Here is a 21189-nt window from a genome sequence, read left to right on the forward strand (position 1 = left end):
GCTTTCACTCCTCTAAAAATTCAATGTCTTTACCCATTCAACTGTCTTTAAAATACTCTCTCTAAAATCACATTTTGGCAAATATCCTGTATCTTCATATACAGAATTTAAGTTTATTTGTGAATAATCTATAACAGATGTATCATTTAATTCTCCAAAAGTAATTTCTAAATTAGGGTTAATAATATTTTTCACTTCTAAAATTATATCTTTAAATGTTCTTAACTCAATATTTCCAATATAATATTCTCTGAAATTTACACTTTTCTTCCCAATTTCAATTAGCATATTAACAACATCATCAATATATATCCAATCATACAAGTAATTTCCTTTAACTAGTTTAGGCTTTTCGTTATCAATAAATTTTTTAATTAGCACATTTTGTATCATTTTAGATTTATCTCCTGGCCCAAAAACACTACTAATAATAGCTGTATTAAATTCTATATTATTATTATATGCCAAAGTTTTACACATCATTTCACATGCAAGTTTTGAAGTTCCATAAATACAAGCTAATCTAGGTTCACAAGTTTCCATATTCATATATTTTTTTATTTCAAGTTGATTAATTGTTCCTGCAAAAATAAATTTTTTACATCCTAATTTAGTAGCCAACATCAATGTATCACAAGTATTTTTAACATTACTTAATTGTAATTCATAGTTTGTAAGCTTTTGACCATATGTTCCATCCCACGCGAAATGGTAAAACACATCTATATCTCCTTCTATATTAGATATAATCTGCTCATAGCAATTAAAATCAGCTTCAATAATTTTAATATATTTATTAGATACTAAATCTTTCATTTTATATGAGTCTCTAACAATAGCATATGTAAATACTTTACTCTCAATTAACGCTTTACAAAGAGATTTTCCTATAAATCCACTTGCACCAGTAATAACTACTCTATTCATATCTACATTCTCCATAAACAAAATTTACATCACTATTTTTTAAATATGGTGCATTTTTATCCTTTTCAGATACTATAATAGATTCCATACCCCAATCTATATTAAATTCAGGATCATTCCATAATATAGCTCTATCAAGTTCAGGATGATATAATTCATCAACCTTATACTGAACCTCTGTATCATCAACAAGTGAAATACATGCATGCCCAAAACCTTTAGGTATAAATATTTGTCTCTTATTATCAGCACTCAATTCAACAGAGACCCATTTTTTATATGTAGGCGAACTTTTTCTCAAGTCTATAGCAAAGTCCATAATTTTACCCTTAGTACATCTAACTAACTTAGCTTGAGCTTTAGGCATATTCTGAAAGTGTATGCCTCTTATTGTACCTTTTTTGAGTGATAGTAAATGATTATCTTGTACAAAAGTATTCTTTATACCAACATCTGAAAAACTTCTCAGAGAGTAAGATTCCATATAATATCCTCTAAAATCTTCATGTACAATTGATTCTACTAATTTTACACCTTCTAAACCTAAATCAGTAATTTTCATATTTTATCACTCCTTTGTTCGATTCAATTATAGTTTGAATTAAATGGCTTTGATTCATAATTTCAATATATGAATCTATTCTAGTATTTACATTATTTATGCAATCATTAAAATAATCAATTGAATTAAAAAACTGATCATCTGACTGTAAATTAATTACTTTCTCCTCATTACCAATTTTAATCATGACCTTTGGGTTAAAATCAGTAGGAGCTGTAAAAATTCTTGTTGTAATAATACAACCATTACTTCCCCAAACCTCCAAATCACATTTATACGAATTATCCATACCAAAAGAAACTTGCGTTATAATTCCTTTTTCATTCTCAAGTACAGCAGAACCAAAAATATCAACATCAAAACTCTCTAAATAGTTTAGCTTTGATGTTACAACTCTAGTCTTGTTTCCCATCAAATAAGATGCAAGTTTAATTGTATAACCACCACAATCAAATAATGCTCCTCCACCTAATTGTTTATTATATCTAAAATCATTAGATGCTCTCATTGGAAATCCAAAAGATGTTTTAATCAACCTTATTTCACCTATAGACTTTTTATCAATTAAGTTTCTAATATATTCTAATTGACTATGGAACTTAAACATGTAATTTTCATGTAAAGCCAATTTTTTTTCTTTTGCTAAATTTATCAATTTGTTAGTATCGTCATTACTTGTCGTAAATGGTTTTTCTAAAAAAACATGTTTACCATTTTCTAAAGCTTTACTAGCCCATTCGTAATGAAGTGCTGGTGGTAAAGGTATATACAATGCATCTATCTCATTGCTAGAAATGATTTCATCATAATTAGAAAAAATCATTCCCTTATATTCTTTTATGAATTTCTTTGCTTTTTCTGGATTTCTTGAAGCTATTCCAACATATTCAAATTTATCATTCTTAATAAGAGCTGGCAGAAACCTTCTAAAAGCAATATCTGAAGCTCCTATAATTCCAATTTTTATTTTATTCAAATCTTACACCTCCAAAAGAGATAATAAATTCCTTAATTGAATGTTTAAACAATTATTGAATTGTACCATTATATTTAAAGATTTATAATCAATCCATAAATATCCTTCTGGTACATTTACTAAATCTGATTTTTCAACTTCAATAATGACATTTCTATTTTGTTCATGATAGAATCTACCACCTTCTTCAGATAATAGATTGTCAAAAATAATATTTTTCCCACAATCTAAATAATTGAAAAATAAGCTTGTAACTTCATTATATATCTTATCTTTGTCAATTGACTCAATTTGAACACTTGGACCTAATTCAATTGAATCAAAACACCCAACTTCAGAATTTAAATTAACTAGAAACTTTTTTATTCCCTCATCATTACACATTAAAAGCCCAAATATTGCCACTCCATCTGCTTCAAATAATGGTTGCGTCCATTGACTTACTTCTCTTCCTTCAATTGAAATATCACAAAATATCACTTTAAAATTATATGGTTCTTTAGATATAAATTCTTTTTCTTTCATTTTCCACAAGTTCAATTTTTCTAAACTAACAATTTCTATTTCACTATTATCAAACATTTTATAATTGTTTATCTGATGATACACTTTGGGAAATAAGTTTTCATTTACTCCATAAAAAATAGAATGAAAAAGTGACTTATCTCTAAATAATTTATATATATTTTCAAGCTGTATTTCATCTAATTTAATATTTGAAAATGGAATACATGAAAGTACAGTTCTAGTATCCATATTTACCAGATTATCAACCTTCATCAATTTCTTAATTTGTCCTAATGTCATCCATTTATAATTTGGTAAAACATCTATATCTTCATCAACCTTTATAATTATATTCCTATTTCTTTTTTTATAAAATCTAGAAGATTGTTCAGATTGAATTTGGTCTACTATAATTTCATGATTAGATGACTTTATAAAATAATCTAAATACTTTGGTTTATTTCCACCATGCTTTTGTGTAAAATTACTTTTAGTTGCTTGTATTGTTGGCGAAATTTGAATTTTATTTAAATTTCCAGGTTCAATTTTGGCTTGCATAAGAAAATTTAAAACTCCATCAAACTCTTTACACAATATCCCTAAATATCCAATTTCATTTTGAATTATTATAGGTTGCTCTAAAAGTATTTCATCATTTACTTTTTTTATAATTCCTTTAATTGAAAAGAAACTTCTATTTGTGTTTACAATTCCACCTTCTAATTTATCATAATACCAAAACTCACTATCATCTAAACTTATTTTATTTACATTTACACATATGTTTTTGTTTAAAAAATCAACCCAATTTATTATATCTTCTATAGCATTTATATTTCCTGTATTATTAGACCAAGATTCAACCATTTTAACTATTATATTCTTCAATTTTTGCATCTCCATCTTCAAAGTTAATTTTTTTCTCTGCTACTACTAATGGTCTTTTTAATGTACGTGTATTAATACTCAATATGTATTCTCCAAGAATTCCTATAAAAAACAATTGAACTGCTCCTATAAAAAACACTCCCACAGTTAGAGCAGCAACTCCAATTGGGTAAGTATTCCAATTCAATATTTTATTTATAAATATGATTATTGCTATTATTAAGCTAATTATCCCTACAAAACCGCCTATAAAAGTAGCTATTCTCATTAATATTTTTGTATATGAAGTAACTGCTAACATAACAACATCATAATATTTAAAGAAGTTAAAATTAGATTTTCCTCTTGCACTTTTTTCTTGTTTGTAGTTTATAATACTTTGTTTCATTCCAAATTCTCCAACAATACCTTTTAAATATGGCTGAGAATCGTCAATAGATTTTATTACATCAATAAAATCTTTATCATACAAACCAAACCCATTAAAATGTTGTATTTGCTTTACTTGTGACATATTGTCCATCATTTTATAAAATAGAGTCCTAAGCAAATAAACAAATTTATTCTCTTTACTTTTTATTTTTTGACCAAGTATAACTTTGTGACCTTCTCTCCATTTTTCAACAAATTCTAAAAGTAATTCTGGAGGGTCTTGTAAATCTCCAAACACTAAAAATACTGCATCTCCACTACCTTGCATCAATGAATAAAAAACATTTCTATTAAATCCAAAATTTTTAGCATTAAAAATAGCTTTTACTTTTTTATCTAAAATACATATTTTTTCTAATTCATTTCTAGTATTATCCATAGAATAGTCATCAACAAATATCAATTCGTAATCAAAATCTTTCAATTCTTTATGAAACATGTTAGTAATTTTTTCATGCATAATATGTACACTTTTTTCCTCATTAAAACATGGTACAATTATACTTATCTTTTTCATAAGCTTATCCTTTCAAAATTTTTAATTATAAATAATAAATACTCTATAACCCTATTTTAGATTTTCTTGTTGTTTAAATTCTTCAAATCTATTTTTAAATAAATCAGGGTATTCCTTATATGAAAAATCAAACATATTTTCTAAATAGTTTATTTCTTTTAAAGAAAAATCTTTGTTTTTTATATAAATTTTTGCTTTTACATCTTTCTCTAATGATACACTATCAACCAACTTAAAATTGTCTCCTATTATTGAATTTTTATCTAATATCTCTTTTGCAAGCTTTATTACAACTTGTTGATCATTAGGTTTCAAATGATACTGTATTGGATCAGGAACAATAATTATATCAGAATTAAGGAATGATACTGGAAATCCATCTCTTAAATCTACTTGATAACTACCCACCAATTTATTTTCAAAACTTATTCTTTCTGGTAACTTAAGACATCGTATCAAATCATCGTTTAATATATCTGAACTTGATAGAACATATACTAGACTGTCTTTTTCTATTAATTTTTCAATTTTTTCATATAAAATGTTCATTTGTTCTATATCATATCTTTTTCTTGGTTCATAGATTCTTTCTGTAAATATATATCTTTCAAATGCGTATTGTTTAACAAGATTATGTGCATATAAAAAGTTATATATATGCAAGATACCAATAGTTAATACTATTATATTTCTTTTACTAATCTCTGAATTATATATTTTTAAAATAGTAACTGCAACCAATAAAGATAATTGTCCTGTAATTTGATAGTATTGATGTGGTCCCATTTGTATATTAGAAAACAATATTGCTACTATTATTATATTTACAATATTTTTTACTACAAAACTCATTAAATACTTATCCTTAAATGATGTTATTATTGACAATATTGAAAGTATTATCATATATACACCATAATAATTTACAAATTCAATTATTTTTTCTTTTGATGAAGTCATATTCCATGCTGAATGGACAACTCTTATATTACTAGTTGCTATGTTTTTCAAAAAATTTGGAAACATTATCACTAAAACAAGACTGCAAACAATAAAAATAAATAAAAGATTTTTCATATATGCTTTAATAATTATTTTTAAATCTTTTCTATTTGTTAATATATTAAAAATCATATATACAAATAAACTAATCGCATATCCTACAATCCAATATCCATAAGCTCTTCTCATTAAAACTAATACTAATAATAATCCAGAAAGAGCTAAACATTTTCTCTTTTCAAACTTCAAAAAATCAATTTCCATAGTTAGAAGTATACATAACGAAACTATAAAAACACATACAATATCTATATAACCGCTTAATGTTGGATAATACAAACTTGGTAATATTAGAAAAAATAAAAATAATATTGAAAAATTTACATTTTTATAGTTCATTTTTATAATAATTTTTTTCATAATAAGTGCATATGTAATACAAGTTGGTATAATAAATATAACTTCTAAAATGAGAACATAACTCATATAACTTCCACCTAAAATCTTTAATGGTATAGCTATCATGGTTGGCATAAAAACATTATGTTCTGCATAACATATATTAATATAAGAATTTTTTAATGCTAGTAAAGGCTCCTTTAAAAAAATATCCAGCTGTTGTAAAGCAAGACTCCAGAAATTAGAAAAATCCCCATAATATATAAATTTATCTCTACTTATTTCTGAATATACAAATATTATAGATATAATAGATAGCAAAAGTATACAGTTTTTTTCTTTTTTACTAAGTGACTTTAAAATTTCTATACTATTACTCATCTTTAAAGCAAAATAAAATAAACTATAAATACTAATAACTATTAAAAGGATAATAGTTATTCCAATGATAGATTTAAATTCTAAATTTAATAGAATAATTAAAGTTAAAAATATTAGAATTAAAAAATATTCTAATTTTTTATATTCCATATTATTTTTTTTATTAATACAGCTCATATATTTCCTCCAATCTTTATTTTAAGTATATTATCAAAATGTGAATACCTAAAACTTATTTAAAATAAAAATTCAATTACTGTAAAATAGCTTACTTAACAATATTGGAAATTATATTTAACAAATTACTATCAAATACATCCATAGAGAAATATTTCTCATAAGTTTTTCTACTTTCTATTTTCAAAGAATCAATTTTATCATTATTATCAATAACATACATAATCTTATTTGCTAATTCTTTATAATCGTTATTTGCATATACAAATCCATTTTTTCCATTCTCAATCAATGTAGCTGTTCCTGTATTTTCAGAACAAATACATATTTTAGACATCATCATACCTTCAGTCATAAAAACAGGCATTGGATCATCTCTAGAAGAACAAACTATACATGTTGCTTGTTTAAAAATATCCATAATTTCATTTCTTTTTACTTCGTCAATAAGCTCTATATTTTCAGGAAATTTATTTTTTATATCAATTAGACTATCATAAATAGTATCAGAAACTTTTCTACCAATAAAAATAAATTTACACTTATCTATATAATAGTCAGGCAAACTAGAAATAGCCTGTGAAAATACATCTTGCCCTTTTCTTTTTTCAATTGTTCCTACATTTACAAATATTACTCTTTCCTTTTCATTTTCTAACTTATACTTAGGAATATTTGGTATTTCAGTTGAAAAATCTGGTAAACCATACAAAAGAACATTAGGTTTATAAGAAGGTCTATAGTCATTTAATACATTCTTAGCATAAATGCCAGCACAAAATGTATGAATATTATTTCCTATCTCACTAGGAATTATATCTTTCATATATAATTCATATCCTTCTCTAGCATCATGAATCCACCATAGGGTTGGTATTTCTGTTTTACTTAATTCAATTATATTCAAATATTGCACTATTGTATTTACTATAACTATATCAAAATTTTCTGCATAATTCATCCAATTATTACTACTATATATTGAATCATCAATTATAACAGGGATACCTTCTTTTAAAAATTCTTCTTTCAATTTTCCATCTTTTGGTGATAAAATTACTGGATAGTCACCATTTTTTATTAAAGCCTTTATAACATACTGTAAAGTAATTGGAGCTCCTGTCATAGATAGCTCATGACTAATAATTAGAATATTTCTTCCTGAAAAATTAGTATTATTAATTTTAATTTTGTTATCTTTAAATATATTAAATTCATAAGGAAAATTACTAATTATTTGCTTTTGCATTGTTTTTGTATAGTATGGATCATCTAACAAATAGTTAGCCCAATTTTTTAACATATATAAATACCCTGTTTTATTCTTTGTATTATACCAACTATCATATTCATCATCTTTTTTAGTTGAAATAACTAAACTTTTAGAACAAAATATACATTTATTATTATTTTCTTGAATTTTAAAAGATAGTTCTGTATTTGAAAACTCATTAGGTATATTTTTTTCATCAAATCCAGAAATATCATTAAACAATTCTCTTTTAATTACAAAACAACTTGAAGAAAGAACTGATATTTCTCTTGTAGCAAATGCTATTTCATTATAGCCTTTATGTACTATATTTTTTTCACCATCAAATGGAATTGGGAAAAAACCATATCCACCTGAAATAATTCCAGAGTATTTTATACCATTATATTTATTAATAATTTTTGGGGACACAGCACCAACATTTTTAAATTTAAAACATTGAATCATTTCACTTAACCAGTTCTCATCTTCTATAGATATATAATCCTTTAAAATAGTTACGTATTTGCCCATTGCTTTCGAATTTCCCAAATTACATTTTTGAGCATAACTTAAAGTTTTATTGTATTTACATAATTTAAAATTATCTAAAAATGTAAATTCTTTATAAAGATATTCACATACACTCTCTTCAGCAACTACTATAATTTCAAAATTTATCCATCTTGTACTTTTTACAATACTATCAATACATGCAAATGTATCTTCCTTGCAGTCACTAATAATTATTAAAGAAACTGTTTCTAAATCATCTACAGGTAAGTCTATATCATAAGAATCATAAACAATATTTTGTCTAACATTTGACTCTATACCAATATTTCTCAAATGTTTTTTTATCATACTTGAATTGTACATACTTTCACATATGCTTTGTTTTGTTACATCTCTTAATAATAATATTTTTTCTATATGCGCTATTTTATCTGAAAATTCTAACATATTTAAAGTAGCACCTTTTAACAGTGTATCAAGATTCTCGACTTTATTATCAAATCCTCCACATTCCATAAACTCTTTCTTCTTTAATAAGATAGAATGCTCTATATACAGCTTATTGTAAAAGTAAACTGGTGAGAATTTAGGCTTTAAAAAATATCTATTCACCGTTTTATTATCAAAATCATACAAACATTCATCACTATATATCAATATAAACTCATCATTTTGGGATACTTTAGTAAAATTTAATATTGCATTTGGAGAAAGATAATCATCTATATTTATTACTAAAAAGTATGAACTTTCTATTTTGTTAATAACTTCATTCAAAGCGGAGCCATCAATCTTATTACAATAATGAACATTTTTTTCTTTAAAGTTTATACTTTGTTTATATTTTTCAGCCATTAAATATATGATATCAAAATTTTTATACACTTGCTCTCCTAAACTTTTCTCTACTCGTTCAATGTTACTAAAATCATTATAAATACAAACTATTACTGATATTTTTTCAAACACATCATCCAAAACAATAATTTCTTTTTGTTGATTTTCATATATGTTATTTCTTTCATTATACAAGTTTTCTTCTTTATAAGCTGCATATATAACACCTAAAGTACGATTCTTTAAATTTTTTATTCCTCCTTCATGTATAGAATAGAATATTTTTTTTAGTAGAGACTTTTTATTGCCTATTTTAAAATAGGCTTTTTTTAAATACCTAGCTTTATCTATTAATTTCATCAATCTACTCCTTAATATAAAAACTCATTTAATTATTTTTATATGTTACACTTTAATACTATATAACATGTTTACTTAAAAAGAGCATAAAATTTTTTAATAACTTTATAAGTCTTTGTATTAACAATTTCGTTAATATCTTTTTCTATTTTCAAATATTTTTTCTTTAATTCAAAATTTATATTTTTAAGCTCAATAATTTCTTCTTCTAAGGTTGTATTTTCTTTCTTCATACAATCTATTATTTTCAAAAGATTAGTTATTTCATTATTTCCATTATATAATTGAATATTTATCCATGCATTTCCGATATAAGAGTCATTTAACTTCTCATATAATGGTATAATTTTTTTTAATATATTAACTACATTATTAAATTCTTTTTTTAACAGTTCATCAAGAATCAGATTAATATATACAAATTTTTTATTATAAGTATATACTTCAACATAATTAATTAGATTATATAAATTTTCTATTACTAAAATCAATTCTTTGTCATCTAATCTTGAGGCTAATATTCTAAAAACAATATCTTCTACACATTCATCAAAAACAATTCTAAAATGCTCAATGATATCATACTTTAAAAATACCTTATACATTAATTTATATGAATCCATTACGCTTAAGAAAAAGTTAACATTCATATTTTGACTGGTTGACTTTTCTCCTTTATTTCTCAATCTATAATTTAAAATCAAAGCATTCTCATATACAATTCTTTCACATAACATAAAATATTCACAAGCAAATATTCTATCTTCTCCTAAAACAGATTCTTGAAATTTAATATTATTTTTTTCAATTAATTCTCTTTTATATATCTTATTAAATAATGGAATAACAAAATTTAACTTATCTTTTAATTCAATCACTTCAAAATCAGAACTATCATCATTTAAATAATTTACATATTTATCTGATATTGGGTTTCTATCAATTGTGACATTTTCCTCATTAACATAGTTATAATAACCAAATGCTACATCAGCATCAGTATCTTCAATCTTATTATATAATATCTCACATGCATTTTGATCAAAAAAATCATCTTGATCTAAGAACATTACATATTCACATGTTGCAATTTCTAAACCTTTATTTCTTGGTTTTCCTGGCAATCCACTATTTTTTTCCAAATGTATTACTTTTATATTATCATATCTATTTGCATATTTATCTATAATAAGTCCACTTCTATCTGTAGAACAATCATCTACTAAAATTACTTCTAGAACTTCAAAACCTATACTCTGATTTAAAAGTGATGAAATTGCATGTTCTATATACTTTTCTGCATTATATATTGGGACTATTACACTAATTTTATATTCATACATATATTCAACTCCTTATGATATGCCCATATATCTATCACATACCTCTTTTGTATCTCCAATCATTTTTAAAGTTCCTTTTTCAAGCCATATTACTTTATTACATAGTTCTCTAACCTGATCAATTGTATGAGAAACAAAAATAACGGTTGTTCCATTTGAAATTATCTCATTCATTCTCTTTTGACATTTCTCTTGAAATTTATAATCTCCTACACCTAGAACTTCATCTACAATAAGTATATCTGGAACAATTGATGTAGCTATAGAAAAACCTAGTCTAGCTACCATACCAGATGAATAATTTTTTAATGGAGTATCAACAAAATCCCAAAGTTCCGCAAAATCTATAATGCTTTCAAATCTACTCTTCATATCTTTCCTACTATATCCAAGTACTGCTCCATTCAAGAATATATTTTCTTTCGCAGAAAGATTTACATCAAAACCCGCCCCAAGCTCTATTAATGGTGCAACATTTCCTTTAACTTCAACAATTCCTACTGTTGGTTTCATTACTTGAGCAATAATTTTTAAAATTGTACTTTTTCCAGAACCATTAAAACCTACAATTCCAACAGCTTCTCCTTTTTTTATACAAAATGATAAATCTTTAAGAGCCCAAAATTCTTCAAACATAAGTTGCTTTTTTAATAATCTAACAAAATATTCCTTAATATTATCAATTTTTTCAGGGCTTTTATTAAACATCATAGAAACATTTTTAACTTCAATAATATTTTCCAAAACTAAACACCTCATTATATATATAAAATAAATTTATCTTGTTTTCTATAAAAAACAAACAATCCAAATATTAAAAATGTTAATCCAATTAAAAAACAAATAATATTATCTTGATAACTTGGAATAGTTCCATATAGTACAAGTTCTCTTAAATAGGTTATAAAATGATACATTGGATTCAATGTTAATGCTAAAGTAGTTTTTTCCTTTAATATAGATACAGGATAAAAAATTGGTGTTAAATACATCCATAATAAAGTTATTACACTGTACAAATGTGCTATATCTCTAAAAAATACCATCATTGTTGATAAAATAAGACCTAAACCTATCGCAAACATGCTAATATATAAAATTAATATTGGAGAAAGCAACATGGTAACCTTAAAAGGTACATTAGTAATAATCATTACAATCATCATAGCAACATATGAAAAAAATAAATTCACTAAGCTAGATATTACCTTTGATAAAGGAAATAAATATTTAGGTATATAAACCTTTTTAATTAAACTACTACTTTCTATCATAGAATGCAAAGAATTTGTTGTAGATTCTGTTAGAAACGAAAATAATATATTCCCAGCAAAAAAATATATTGGATAATTTTCAATTTCAAACCTAAATAATTGTGAAAATACAACTGTCATTACTAACATCATTAAAATAGGATTTAATATAGTCCATAAAAGACCCAAAACTGAACGTCTATATCTAATTTTAATATCTCTTGTTACAAGTTCGTATAAAAGATCTTTATACTTATAAAAACCTAATAACATTATCTTTAATTTATTCATACACACACCTATTCTTTACTGTATTTCAATTATATTAATTGATATTATATAATTTTTCATATTCATTCATCATTATGTCCAAAGTAAACTTCTCTTCATATATTTCCAAAGATTTTAATCTCATACTTTTAATCATATTTTTGTTTTCAAGCAATTTTTCCAAACAATCAAATCCTTGAATATGATTACCAACTTCAAATAATAACCCATTTTTATTATTAACAACTATTTCATTATTTCCAATAACATCTGTAGCAATAATTGGTAAGGAGGAAGCAAGAGATTCGACTAGCACATATGGCATACCTTCATACAGTGATGTAGTCAACACTATATCAAAAATACTCAGTATATCTTCTGTATCTTTTCTAAACCCTGTAAATAGTATTTTTTCTTCTAATCTCTCATGTAATACACATTCTTTCATAGATTTATATAAATCACCATTTCCAACATAAATAAATTTTACATTTGAATATTTATTTAATGTATATTTAGCTATATTGATAAATGTATTAGGATCTTTTTGTTCATCAACTCTTGATACAACACCTACAACCATACTTTCTTTATCCACATCAAATTCTTTCTTTAATTTATTTTTAATCAAAATATTACTTATACTGTAATTTTCTTTAACACCATTATAAATTACAATAAATTTATCCTTTTTATCTATATTATAATTTAACGCATAATTTTTCTCACCAACAGAAACATTTATAGTTTTAGTTGTAAAATATCTACTTAAAATTTTTTCTATGAATATATATATTTCTTTTTTCATTCTAGATAACTTAGTATTTTGAAAAATATATGCATGTGGTGTATAATATATAAATTTAACTCCAATAAACTTAGCTGCAATTCTACCTACTGCCCCAGCTTTTGAACTATGACAATGTACTATATCTGGATTTATCTTTTTTAACTCTCTATAAATATTTTTAAGTGCAAAAATATCACTTAAACCTATTTTATTACTTAGATTCTTAATTTCTACCAAATGAACACCTAAATTCATTAAATTTTGAATCTTTTCTTGCATTATATCATCCGCTCTATGGGAGTTATATAGAAAATAAATATCAAATTTATCTTTATTTAGATTTTCCATAAGATCGATTATATGTCTTCTCACTCCTCCTCCTAATGCTTCTGAAATTAATGCTATTTTTACTTTCATAATTTACTCTATCTCCTCTAAATTAAATTCATAAATAAAAGTTACTAAGATTCATTTTTCATATCTTCAGTTTTTAATATCTGATTAGCTACTAATCCAGCAAATATCCAAAAAATAACAGATGTGCCTGCAAAACTATCATTAAACATACCTTGTATTGCATATGCTAATACACCTATAGTAAATATATATAAATATTTATTTTCTACTCTATCAACACAACTATAAAATGATCCTTTTATTAAAACTAATATTGTACCAATCAAACCTATTAGACCAACAACACCACTTCCATAAAGTACTGTCATATACCAATTATGCGGTTTATCTATAGTATCACCAAATGAGTTAAGAGTACCATGTTTACCTTCACTTAATATTTTATATGGTAGGGTATCAAACCCATTTCCTAGTATTGGATTATCAATCAACTCTATTGTCTTAGACCAGATATTCAATCTATCAGTACTCAGTTCATTAACTTTTTGAAAAATTTTAGAATCTGAAATTTTAGTTATAGTTGAATTTGGATTTGCTTCTATAGCTTTATTCTCTTTTTCTAGATTATATGAAAATAGTATTAATCCTATAGATATAAATCCTACAAATAATATCATTGTATAATTAAAAAATTTCTTTTTATTTACGAATTTCATAATCATTAAAAGGGCAACAATTATTAAAATTAATCCTGGAATTATAAGTATAGAGATACTATTTAACTTACCAAGCATAGAGAATGATTCTTCATAAATTGTAGAATTAAATGAATTCAACACTACATATATGATTAAATTTATAATAAAAGTAACTCCAGTCCATATATACAAATCTTTCTTATCTGCAAATCGCCATGCTAAAATTAGTATAATAGGAATTGATATTATCATAGTAATAAATCCACTTGATGAAGTTGAAGTTAATATCATTGTAAAAGAAATTACTTCACCCAATAGTATCCATATTTTTAGTTTTGTATTTTTTTCAAGTAACATATAAAGTAAACTTACTCCAAAAATAACGGATGCTATACCACTCATAAAATTATAATGGTACAAAGTTGTCCAAAAAGTTCCTGACAATTCACCACCACCAAGAATCAATTTAATAATTTTGTAATCTAAAATATTTATTCCAAAAAATTCAAATAAACCTAAAAATAGATTTATAATCAAAAATGGGAATAATCCAAAATAAAACAGCTTAAAACTCTTTACATCTATTTTAATATTATATAAAACAAAAAATATAATTATATAACAAAACCAAGCTAATGCACCTTCAAATCTATCAACATTACCAAATAGAGCTATATCTTTATAATCTGAAACGATAACTGAAAAGATCACACCTACTGTAAGTATAAGTAATAATATGTTTATTTTTCTATTTTTTAATTCTTCCTTAAGAAATACTATTTTGTACATGAAAAAAAGAAAAACAATCGATGTTCCCAAATAAAGTACTGCTGTCTTATAAAAGTTAAATATTTCTATTCTTTGCCCTGAAGAATATATTGATAGTGTAAAAATTGGGCTATAATTTGTAAAATCATAGCTATGGACTATCATTGGAATAACACACATCATAGCTAATAAAATAAATAAAATAATTTTATCTACTTGTTCAATTTTTCCTCTATTATAATATTTATCTAACATATCTTTCTCCTTTTACTTTAATTGTGATAAAACCTTATCTGTTCTATCTTTATAATTGTCTTGAGCTCCTAACTGAATTGCTTCTGTAATCATTTGTTTTGCTAATTCTTTATCTCCATTTTTCAATGCTACTTCAGAGTACAAAAGTATAAAGGATACTGTTTTTCTTGTTTGTGGATATTTATTATAAACCTTCTCTATTTCATTCTGTAAAGATTTATAATCCTTTTCTTTTTTATATAACTCAACTTTAGATAAACTTAAAGCATCACTTTCACCATATTTTTTTTCCAATTCAGTTATTTTGTCTAAAGAACTTTTTACATCTTCCTTGTCAGAATTAGCCTCAAGATATATATTATAATCCTTTTTTCTCTCAGCAATTTGAGCGTTACCTTGGAATGCTGAAAATCCAAAACTCAAAATTGCTAAAACAGATATTCCTAAAACACATTTATTAGTTATATTCAAATTACTATTTCCTCCTTATTCATTCTTATTTCACTAAAAATCTCCATAAAATGAGTATACACTACTTTTGAAATTATTAAAACTTTATTGAATAATAATTTTAAAAGTTTTATATCAAAAACAATATACTTGCCTTAAATTTATTGCTATACTTTTTCATAAAAATAAGCTATATAATGACTTCACAATAATTAAAATTACTTATTGTAACAGGTTTATATAACTTATTTTTAGATTATACATATTCTATAGCTTCATGAAATTAACAGTTAAAAAACATTTATTAATTTATATAGACTAATATTTTATTTATAACTTCTTAATGTTGCTGATGAAGTTGTATTGTTATATCCATCATCTATACTTCCTGATCTTCCCCACTTACTTACCTTTCTATCAGAATCATAGATTTCTACAGCTTCTACATAATATCCATCTGGAGCACTAATCATAAATGAATCTCTAGTAGTTACTTGAGTCCAACTATTTTTTGAGATAGTATCTCCTACACTCATTGCAGATGGTCTGGATTTCACTATTCTATAATATATCTTATAACTAGAATTTTTAGGTTCTTTTGGTATTCTTAGCATTACTTTACCTTCTTTTGGAGGAGAACATGAATCTATATATACAGATATTCCTCCTGCTTCTTTGTCATCACTATCCTTTATATTTTCATCATTAGCTTGATTACCACTTACTGCAGGTGACTTAGTTCCGCTTATTGAATCAATTTTTCCTGAATTTTTTATAGTTGTATTTGATGCATCACTAACAATTTTAGTTATTGTTCCACTGTTATTTATATAAGTATTCTTAGATGTATCCAATAATGTTATTTTCCAAATATCAGCATCTTTTTCATTTTCTATTTTGCAACCATTTGGATCATATATAGTTATATCATTAATTGTTCCCTCATTTACTAAAGTATCAGCTTTTATATCTTTAATATCTATCTGTCCACTTATATCTCCATAATTATACATATCTCCATTTGGCATATTTATATTCATTTTCCCACTATATAATCCATTAAATTCAATTGTTATCGCTTTTTTTGTACTTATATCAATTGAGCCAGTTATTTTATCATCATTTTTAAATCTTATAATATCATTAGCATCTGATTTCTTTATAGCTGTATCAAGTTCAGCAATCGTTTCAACTGTGTACTTAGTTTCTTCTTGAATATCTTGTATTGACTTAAATACATCTTCATTTCCATTTCCACCAACTTGTGTAATCTTATCAAAAATTTTGGTATCTAGTATATCCTTTTGAACCGAGTCCAATTTACTCCCTGCCAAAAGAACAGGTGAACTATTTTTAGCAGCTAAAACACCAACAGCTAGCGAATCAATTAAGTCACCCTGTTTTTTCATACCATCTTTAGTTATATATAAATTTTTTAAATTTGTACCCTTGTAAAATTCTTCTACAACTTTTGCATTAGTTTGGTTTCTATTTTCTCCAGAAATTCTTTTAGCATTAGGAAGCGAATTTTTAATGTCCTCAGATACAGAATTAGTACCACCAATTACATAAGACGTTGTTATATTATGTTTACTTATAAAATCTTTTGAAGTGCTAGTTCCATTAGTAGTATCTGAAAGTATTATAGGCATATTTCCTTGAGCTGCCGCAGCTCCAACACTTACAGCATCAGCTAGACCTTTTTGACCATTTACAACAACAATTTTAGAAATAGTATTTATACTATCTATTTTTTTAGCCAATTCTAACGAAGTAGAATATCTACTATCTCCAGATATTCTTTCTGAGTTGATGTTTATACTTTTCAACTCATCTTCTAAATTAGAACTTAGTGTAACATTTCCTCCTATTAAATAAACCTTTGATACATTTAATCTTTTTAATTCAGCTTTAGTTCTTGTGTCCAGACTATTACTTTGTGTTAATAAAATTGGAGCATTTTTAGCTTTTGCGAAAGGTGTTGCTGATAATGCATCTGCTATTGAACTATCATTGACTAATACTGCTTCTTTTGAACTTTCCCAACCATTTTTACTTATTTCTATAGCAGTCTCCCATCTCCCACTACCAACTAAAGATTCCTTTGTTGAAGCATTCACTGTATTTAAAGATAATCCACTTAACATTATTGTTATTGTCAATAACGATATAATTTTTTTTGGTATATTCATAAGTTGTACTCCCCTCAATTTCTAATATATTTCATTTAATGCTCTTACTTATTAAAAAACTTAAGTGTTAATATAAATTGTAATTATAAAAATTTCAATATTCCAGAATCATCATACATAACATTAAAATCTTTGATACTGTATGGACAAACTTTATTTAGATTATGAATTATGTATATTTCTATTTATATTTTTAAAATTACTTATTATCTATAAATTATAATATAAATATAATATTATTTCAATGTATATGATAACTCTGGCTTTATTAGAATCTTTATTTCATTATACAAAAATTAATCATTTTTTTCCATGTAAAATATTGTCATATATTTATGTATACATAAAAGTAACAATTTTGTAATTTTATTTAATTTTACCACTTATAACTAATAGACTTTTAATACTCTTTATAGTATAATATTAAAAGGAAGAAAGAAATTTCAATCATCTCTTTTTTCCGTATTTCTCACACAAAAAGAAGCTATATTTTAAAATAATTATTATTTTAAATATAGCTTCTTTTTTCTAAGTTAAATAACTAAGTCATACGTTATTACTTGATATAATTAAAAATAATTTTAAAAAACTATTTTTAATTAATCAAACTTATACAAATATTGAACTGTTGTTGTTCTTATTTTTCTATTTAATTCTTCAAACATATCATATCCTTCTAAAGCATATTCCTTAAATGGATCTTTTTGCGCATATGACTTAAGTCCTATATATTGTCTTAGTTGATCCATAGCATCTATATGGTCTATCCAATAAGTATCAACTACTTGCAATAAAACTCTCTTCTCTAATTCTTCTATTTTTTCTATGCCAACTTCCATTTTTTTAATATCGTAAACTCTTTTGGATATTTCATATGTGTGTTGCACAACTTCATCTACACTTTTTTTATCTACCCCTGGAATCAACAATGTGTTTGGAGGCATAAAATCATTATACAAAGATTTAAAGTAACTATAATAATCTCTTTGATTAGATAAATATCTCTTAGCTGTATCTTCTATTATTTCTCTAACCATTTTTTGTATATCTTCAGATATATTTAAATCATTTAAAACTCTATTTCTTTCCTCATATATAACTTTTCTTTGTTCATTAATAGTATCATCATATTTAAGTACATTTTTTCTTTGCTCAAAATTCTTTCCTTCTATTCCTCTTTGAGCTCTTTCTATGGCTTTAGATAATGATTTACTCTCAATTGCATCTTCATCTTTGGCATTCATTCTTTTTAAAATCTTTTCAATTCCTTTTCCACCATATAATTTTATCATTTCATCTTCTAAACTAACAAAGAATCTAGATGTTCCTGGGTCTCCTTGACGTCCAGAACGACCTCTAAGTTGATTATCTATTCTTCTTGATTCATGTCTTTCAGTTCCTATAACATATAATCCGCCAATATTTCTTACTTTTTCTTCTTCAATTTTATCTCCTGCACCTAAGGCTATATCTGTTCCTCTACCTGCCATATTAGTTGCAATAGTAACAGAACCTAATTTTCCAGCCCTTGATATAATTTCAGCTTCTTTATCATGTTGTTTTGCATTTAGAACTTCATGCTTTATTCCTCGCTTTTTTAACATACTTGAAAGCATTTCTGATTTTTCTATCGAAACAGTACCCACTAATACTGGTTGTTTAGTTTTATTTATCTTTATTATTTCTTCTACAACTGCATTATATTTTGCATTTTCTGTTTTAAATACTTTATCATGTAAGTCAGCTCTTATAACAGGCTTATTTGTTGGTATCTGAACAACATTTAACTTATAAATTGATTCAAATTCGCTTTCTTCGGTTTTTGCAGTACCAGTCATCCCTGAAAGTTTTTCATACAATCTAAAGAAATTTTGAAAAGTAACTGTTGCTAATGTTTTAGACTCATCTTTAATCTTTACCCCTTCTTTTGCCTCTATAGCTTGGTGAAGACCATCTGTATATCTTCTTCCATCTAATATCCTTCCAGTAAATTCATCCACTATTTGTATTTCTTCATCTTTAACAACATACTCGACATCTCTCTCCATTAATTTATGTGCTCTTAATGCTTGATTTGTATGATGGTAAATCTCTATATTATCTATATGCGTTATATTTTCTATACAAAAAAAAGACTCTGCTTTACTTAAACCTGTTTGTGTAAGACATACAGTGTTTTCTTTCTTATCTACCTCATAATCTTCATTTTTTAAAGTTTTAATGAAGGCATTTGCAAGTTCATACAGCTTAGTGTCTTCTTTTCCACTACCAGCAATTATAAGTGGAGTTCTTGCTTCATCTATCAAAATTGAATCTACTTCATCTACTATAGAATAATATAACTCTCTTTGAACTTTTTCAGATTTATTAGTTATCATATTATCTCTTAAATAATCAAATCCAAACTCATTGTTTGTACCATAAGTTATGTCACAATTATATTGTTTTTTTCTATTTTCTGGAGATAAATCTGATGTAATAACTCCTACACTTAAACCTAAAAACTCATAAACTGCTTGCATAGTTTCTTTATCTCTTTGTGCTAGATATTCATTAACAGTAACTACATGAACGCCTTTTCCTAAAAGAGCATTTAGATATATAGGGGCAACACCAACTAGTGTCTTACCTTCACCAGTTCTCATTTCTGCTATTTTGCCTTGATGTAGTACTATACCCCCAATTAATTGAACTCTGTATTGACGCATTCCAAGTACTCTCTTAGAAACTTCTCTAACCACTGCAAAAGCTTCTTGCAATATATCATCTAAAGTTTCTCCTTGTTTTAATCTATCTTTAAATATACTTGTCATATTTTTTAGCTCATCATCACTTAAAGATTCCATTTTGGGTTCTAGAGTATCTATATCATCAACTATATAATTAAGTACTTTAATTTCTAGCTCATCTGACTTATCTACAATTCTATCTAAAACTGTCATTTATAGTTTTCCTCCTTATTTGTTTTTCAAATACTATTATACATTAAAATTATGTATAAGTAGACATTTTTTTTTAAGTATAGTATAATGATTGTACTTAAATAAATAAAACATCTTTCTTATTTAAGTATTTCTCAC

The 21189-nt window shown here is 25.1% G+C and carries 15 protein-coding genes; all 15 read right to left on the reverse strand.

The genetic code is table 11. The features are described 5' to 3' along the window. Positions 1-12 precede the first annotated feature (12 nt). Positions 13-927 (reverse strand): NAD-dependent epimerase/dehydratase family protein, encoded by a 915-nt coding sequence (locus IC758_RS15185; RefSeq protein WP_227835255.1) that lies wholly within the window; start codon positions 925-927, stop codon positions 13-15. Then, positions 920-1489 carry a dTDP-4-dehydrorhamnose 3,5-epimerase gene (gene rfbC / locus IC758_RS15190; protein ID WP_227835254.1) on the reverse strand — a complete coding sequence of 190 codons (570 nt, stop codon included), beginning with the start codon at positions 1487-1489 and terminating at the stop codon, positions 920-922. Before rfbC ends, IC758_RS15185 begins: the two co-directional genes overlap by 8 nt. Further along, complete coding sequence (locus IC758_RS15195; protein ID WP_227835253.1) at positions 1476-2465, reverse strand: Gfo/Idh/MocA family protein; 990 nt, start codon at positions 2463-2465, stop codon at positions 1476-1478. Before IC758_RS15195 ends, rfbC begins: the two co-directional genes overlap by 14 nt. A 3-nt stretch (positions 2466-2468) precedes the next feature. Continuing rightward, positions 2469-3860 (reverse strand): NDP-hexose 2,3-dehydratase family protein, encoded by a 1392-nt coding sequence (locus IC758_RS15200; RefSeq protein WP_227860559.1) that lies wholly within the window; start codon positions 3858-3860, stop codon positions 2469-2471. Then, positions 3841-4809, reverse strand: a complete 969-nt coding sequence (locus tag IC758_RS15205; RefSeq protein WP_227835251.1) for a glycosyltransferase family 2 protein — start codon at positions 4807-4809, stop codon at positions 3841-3843. The genes IC758_RS15200 and IC758_RS15205 overlap by 20 nt, the downstream gene beginning before the upstream one ends. 51 nt (positions 4810-4860) lie before the next feature. Continuing rightward, positions 4861-6768: a hypothetical protein gene (locus IC758_RS15210; protein WP_227860560.1), complete on the reverse strand. Its 1908-nt coding sequence runs from the start codon at positions 6766-6768 to the stop codon at positions 4861-4863. A 91-nt stretch (positions 6769-6859) separates the two neighbouring features. After that, the gene (locus IC758_RS15215; RefSeq protein ID WP_227835249.1) at positions 6860-9733 is read right to left on the reverse strand and encodes a glycosyltransferase; all 2874 of its coding nucleotides are present in this window, start codon (positions 9731-9733) and stop codon (positions 6860-6862) included. Between the two features lie 71 nt (positions 9734-9804). Next, the gene (locus IC758_RS15220; protein WP_227835248.1) at positions 9805-11076 is read right to left on the reverse strand and encodes a glycosyltransferase family 2 protein; all 1272 of its coding nucleotides are present in this window, start codon (positions 11074-11076) and stop codon (positions 9805-9807) included. Between the two features lie 12 nt (positions 11077-11088). Next, complete coding sequence (locus tag IC758_RS15225; protein ID WP_227835247.1) at positions 11089-11820, reverse strand: ABC transporter ATP-binding protein; 732 nt, start codon at positions 11818-11820, stop codon at positions 11089-11091. Positions 11821-11834: 14 nt separating this feature from the next. After that, complete coding sequence (locus IC758_RS15230; RefSeq protein ID WP_227835246.1) at positions 11835-12620, reverse strand: ABC transporter permease; 786 nt, start codon at positions 12618-12620, stop codon at positions 11835-11837. Positions 12621-12654: 34 nt separating this feature from the next. Beyond that, positions 12655-13806, reverse strand: coding sequence for a glycosyltransferase family 4 protein (locus IC758_RS15235; protein WP_227860561.1), 1152 nt, complete (start codon positions 13804-13806; stop codon positions 12655-12657). A gap of 44 nt (positions 13807-13850) precedes the next feature. After that, positions 13851-15467: an O-antigen ligase family protein gene (locus IC758_RS15240; protein WP_227835244.1), complete on the reverse strand. Its 1617-nt coding sequence runs from the start codon at positions 15465-15467 to the stop codon at positions 13851-13853. A gap of 12 nt (positions 15468-15479) precedes the next feature. Continuing rightward, positions 15480-15938, reverse strand: a complete 459-nt coding sequence (locus IC758_RS15245; RefSeq protein ID WP_227835243.1) for a hypothetical protein — start codon at positions 15936-15938, stop codon at positions 15480-15482. Between the two features lie 305 nt (positions 15939-16243). Further along, complete coding sequence (locus IC758_RS15250) at positions 16244-18109, reverse strand: cell wall-binding repeat-containing protein (RefSeq protein WP_227835242.1); 1866 nt, start codon at positions 18107-18109, stop codon at positions 16244-16246. A gap of 599 nt (positions 18110-18708) precedes the next feature. After that, complete coding sequence (secA, locus tag IC758_RS15255; RefSeq protein WP_227835241.1) at positions 18709-21051, reverse strand: preprotein translocase subunit SecA; 2343 nt, start codon at positions 21049-21051, stop codon at positions 18709-18711. Between the last annotated feature and the right edge of the window lie 138 nt (positions 21052-21189).

The organism is Clostridioides sp. ES-W-0016-02 (assembly GCF_020641035.1).
GTDB lineage: Bacteria > Bacillota > Clostridia > Peptostreptococcales > Peptostreptococcaceae > Clostridioides.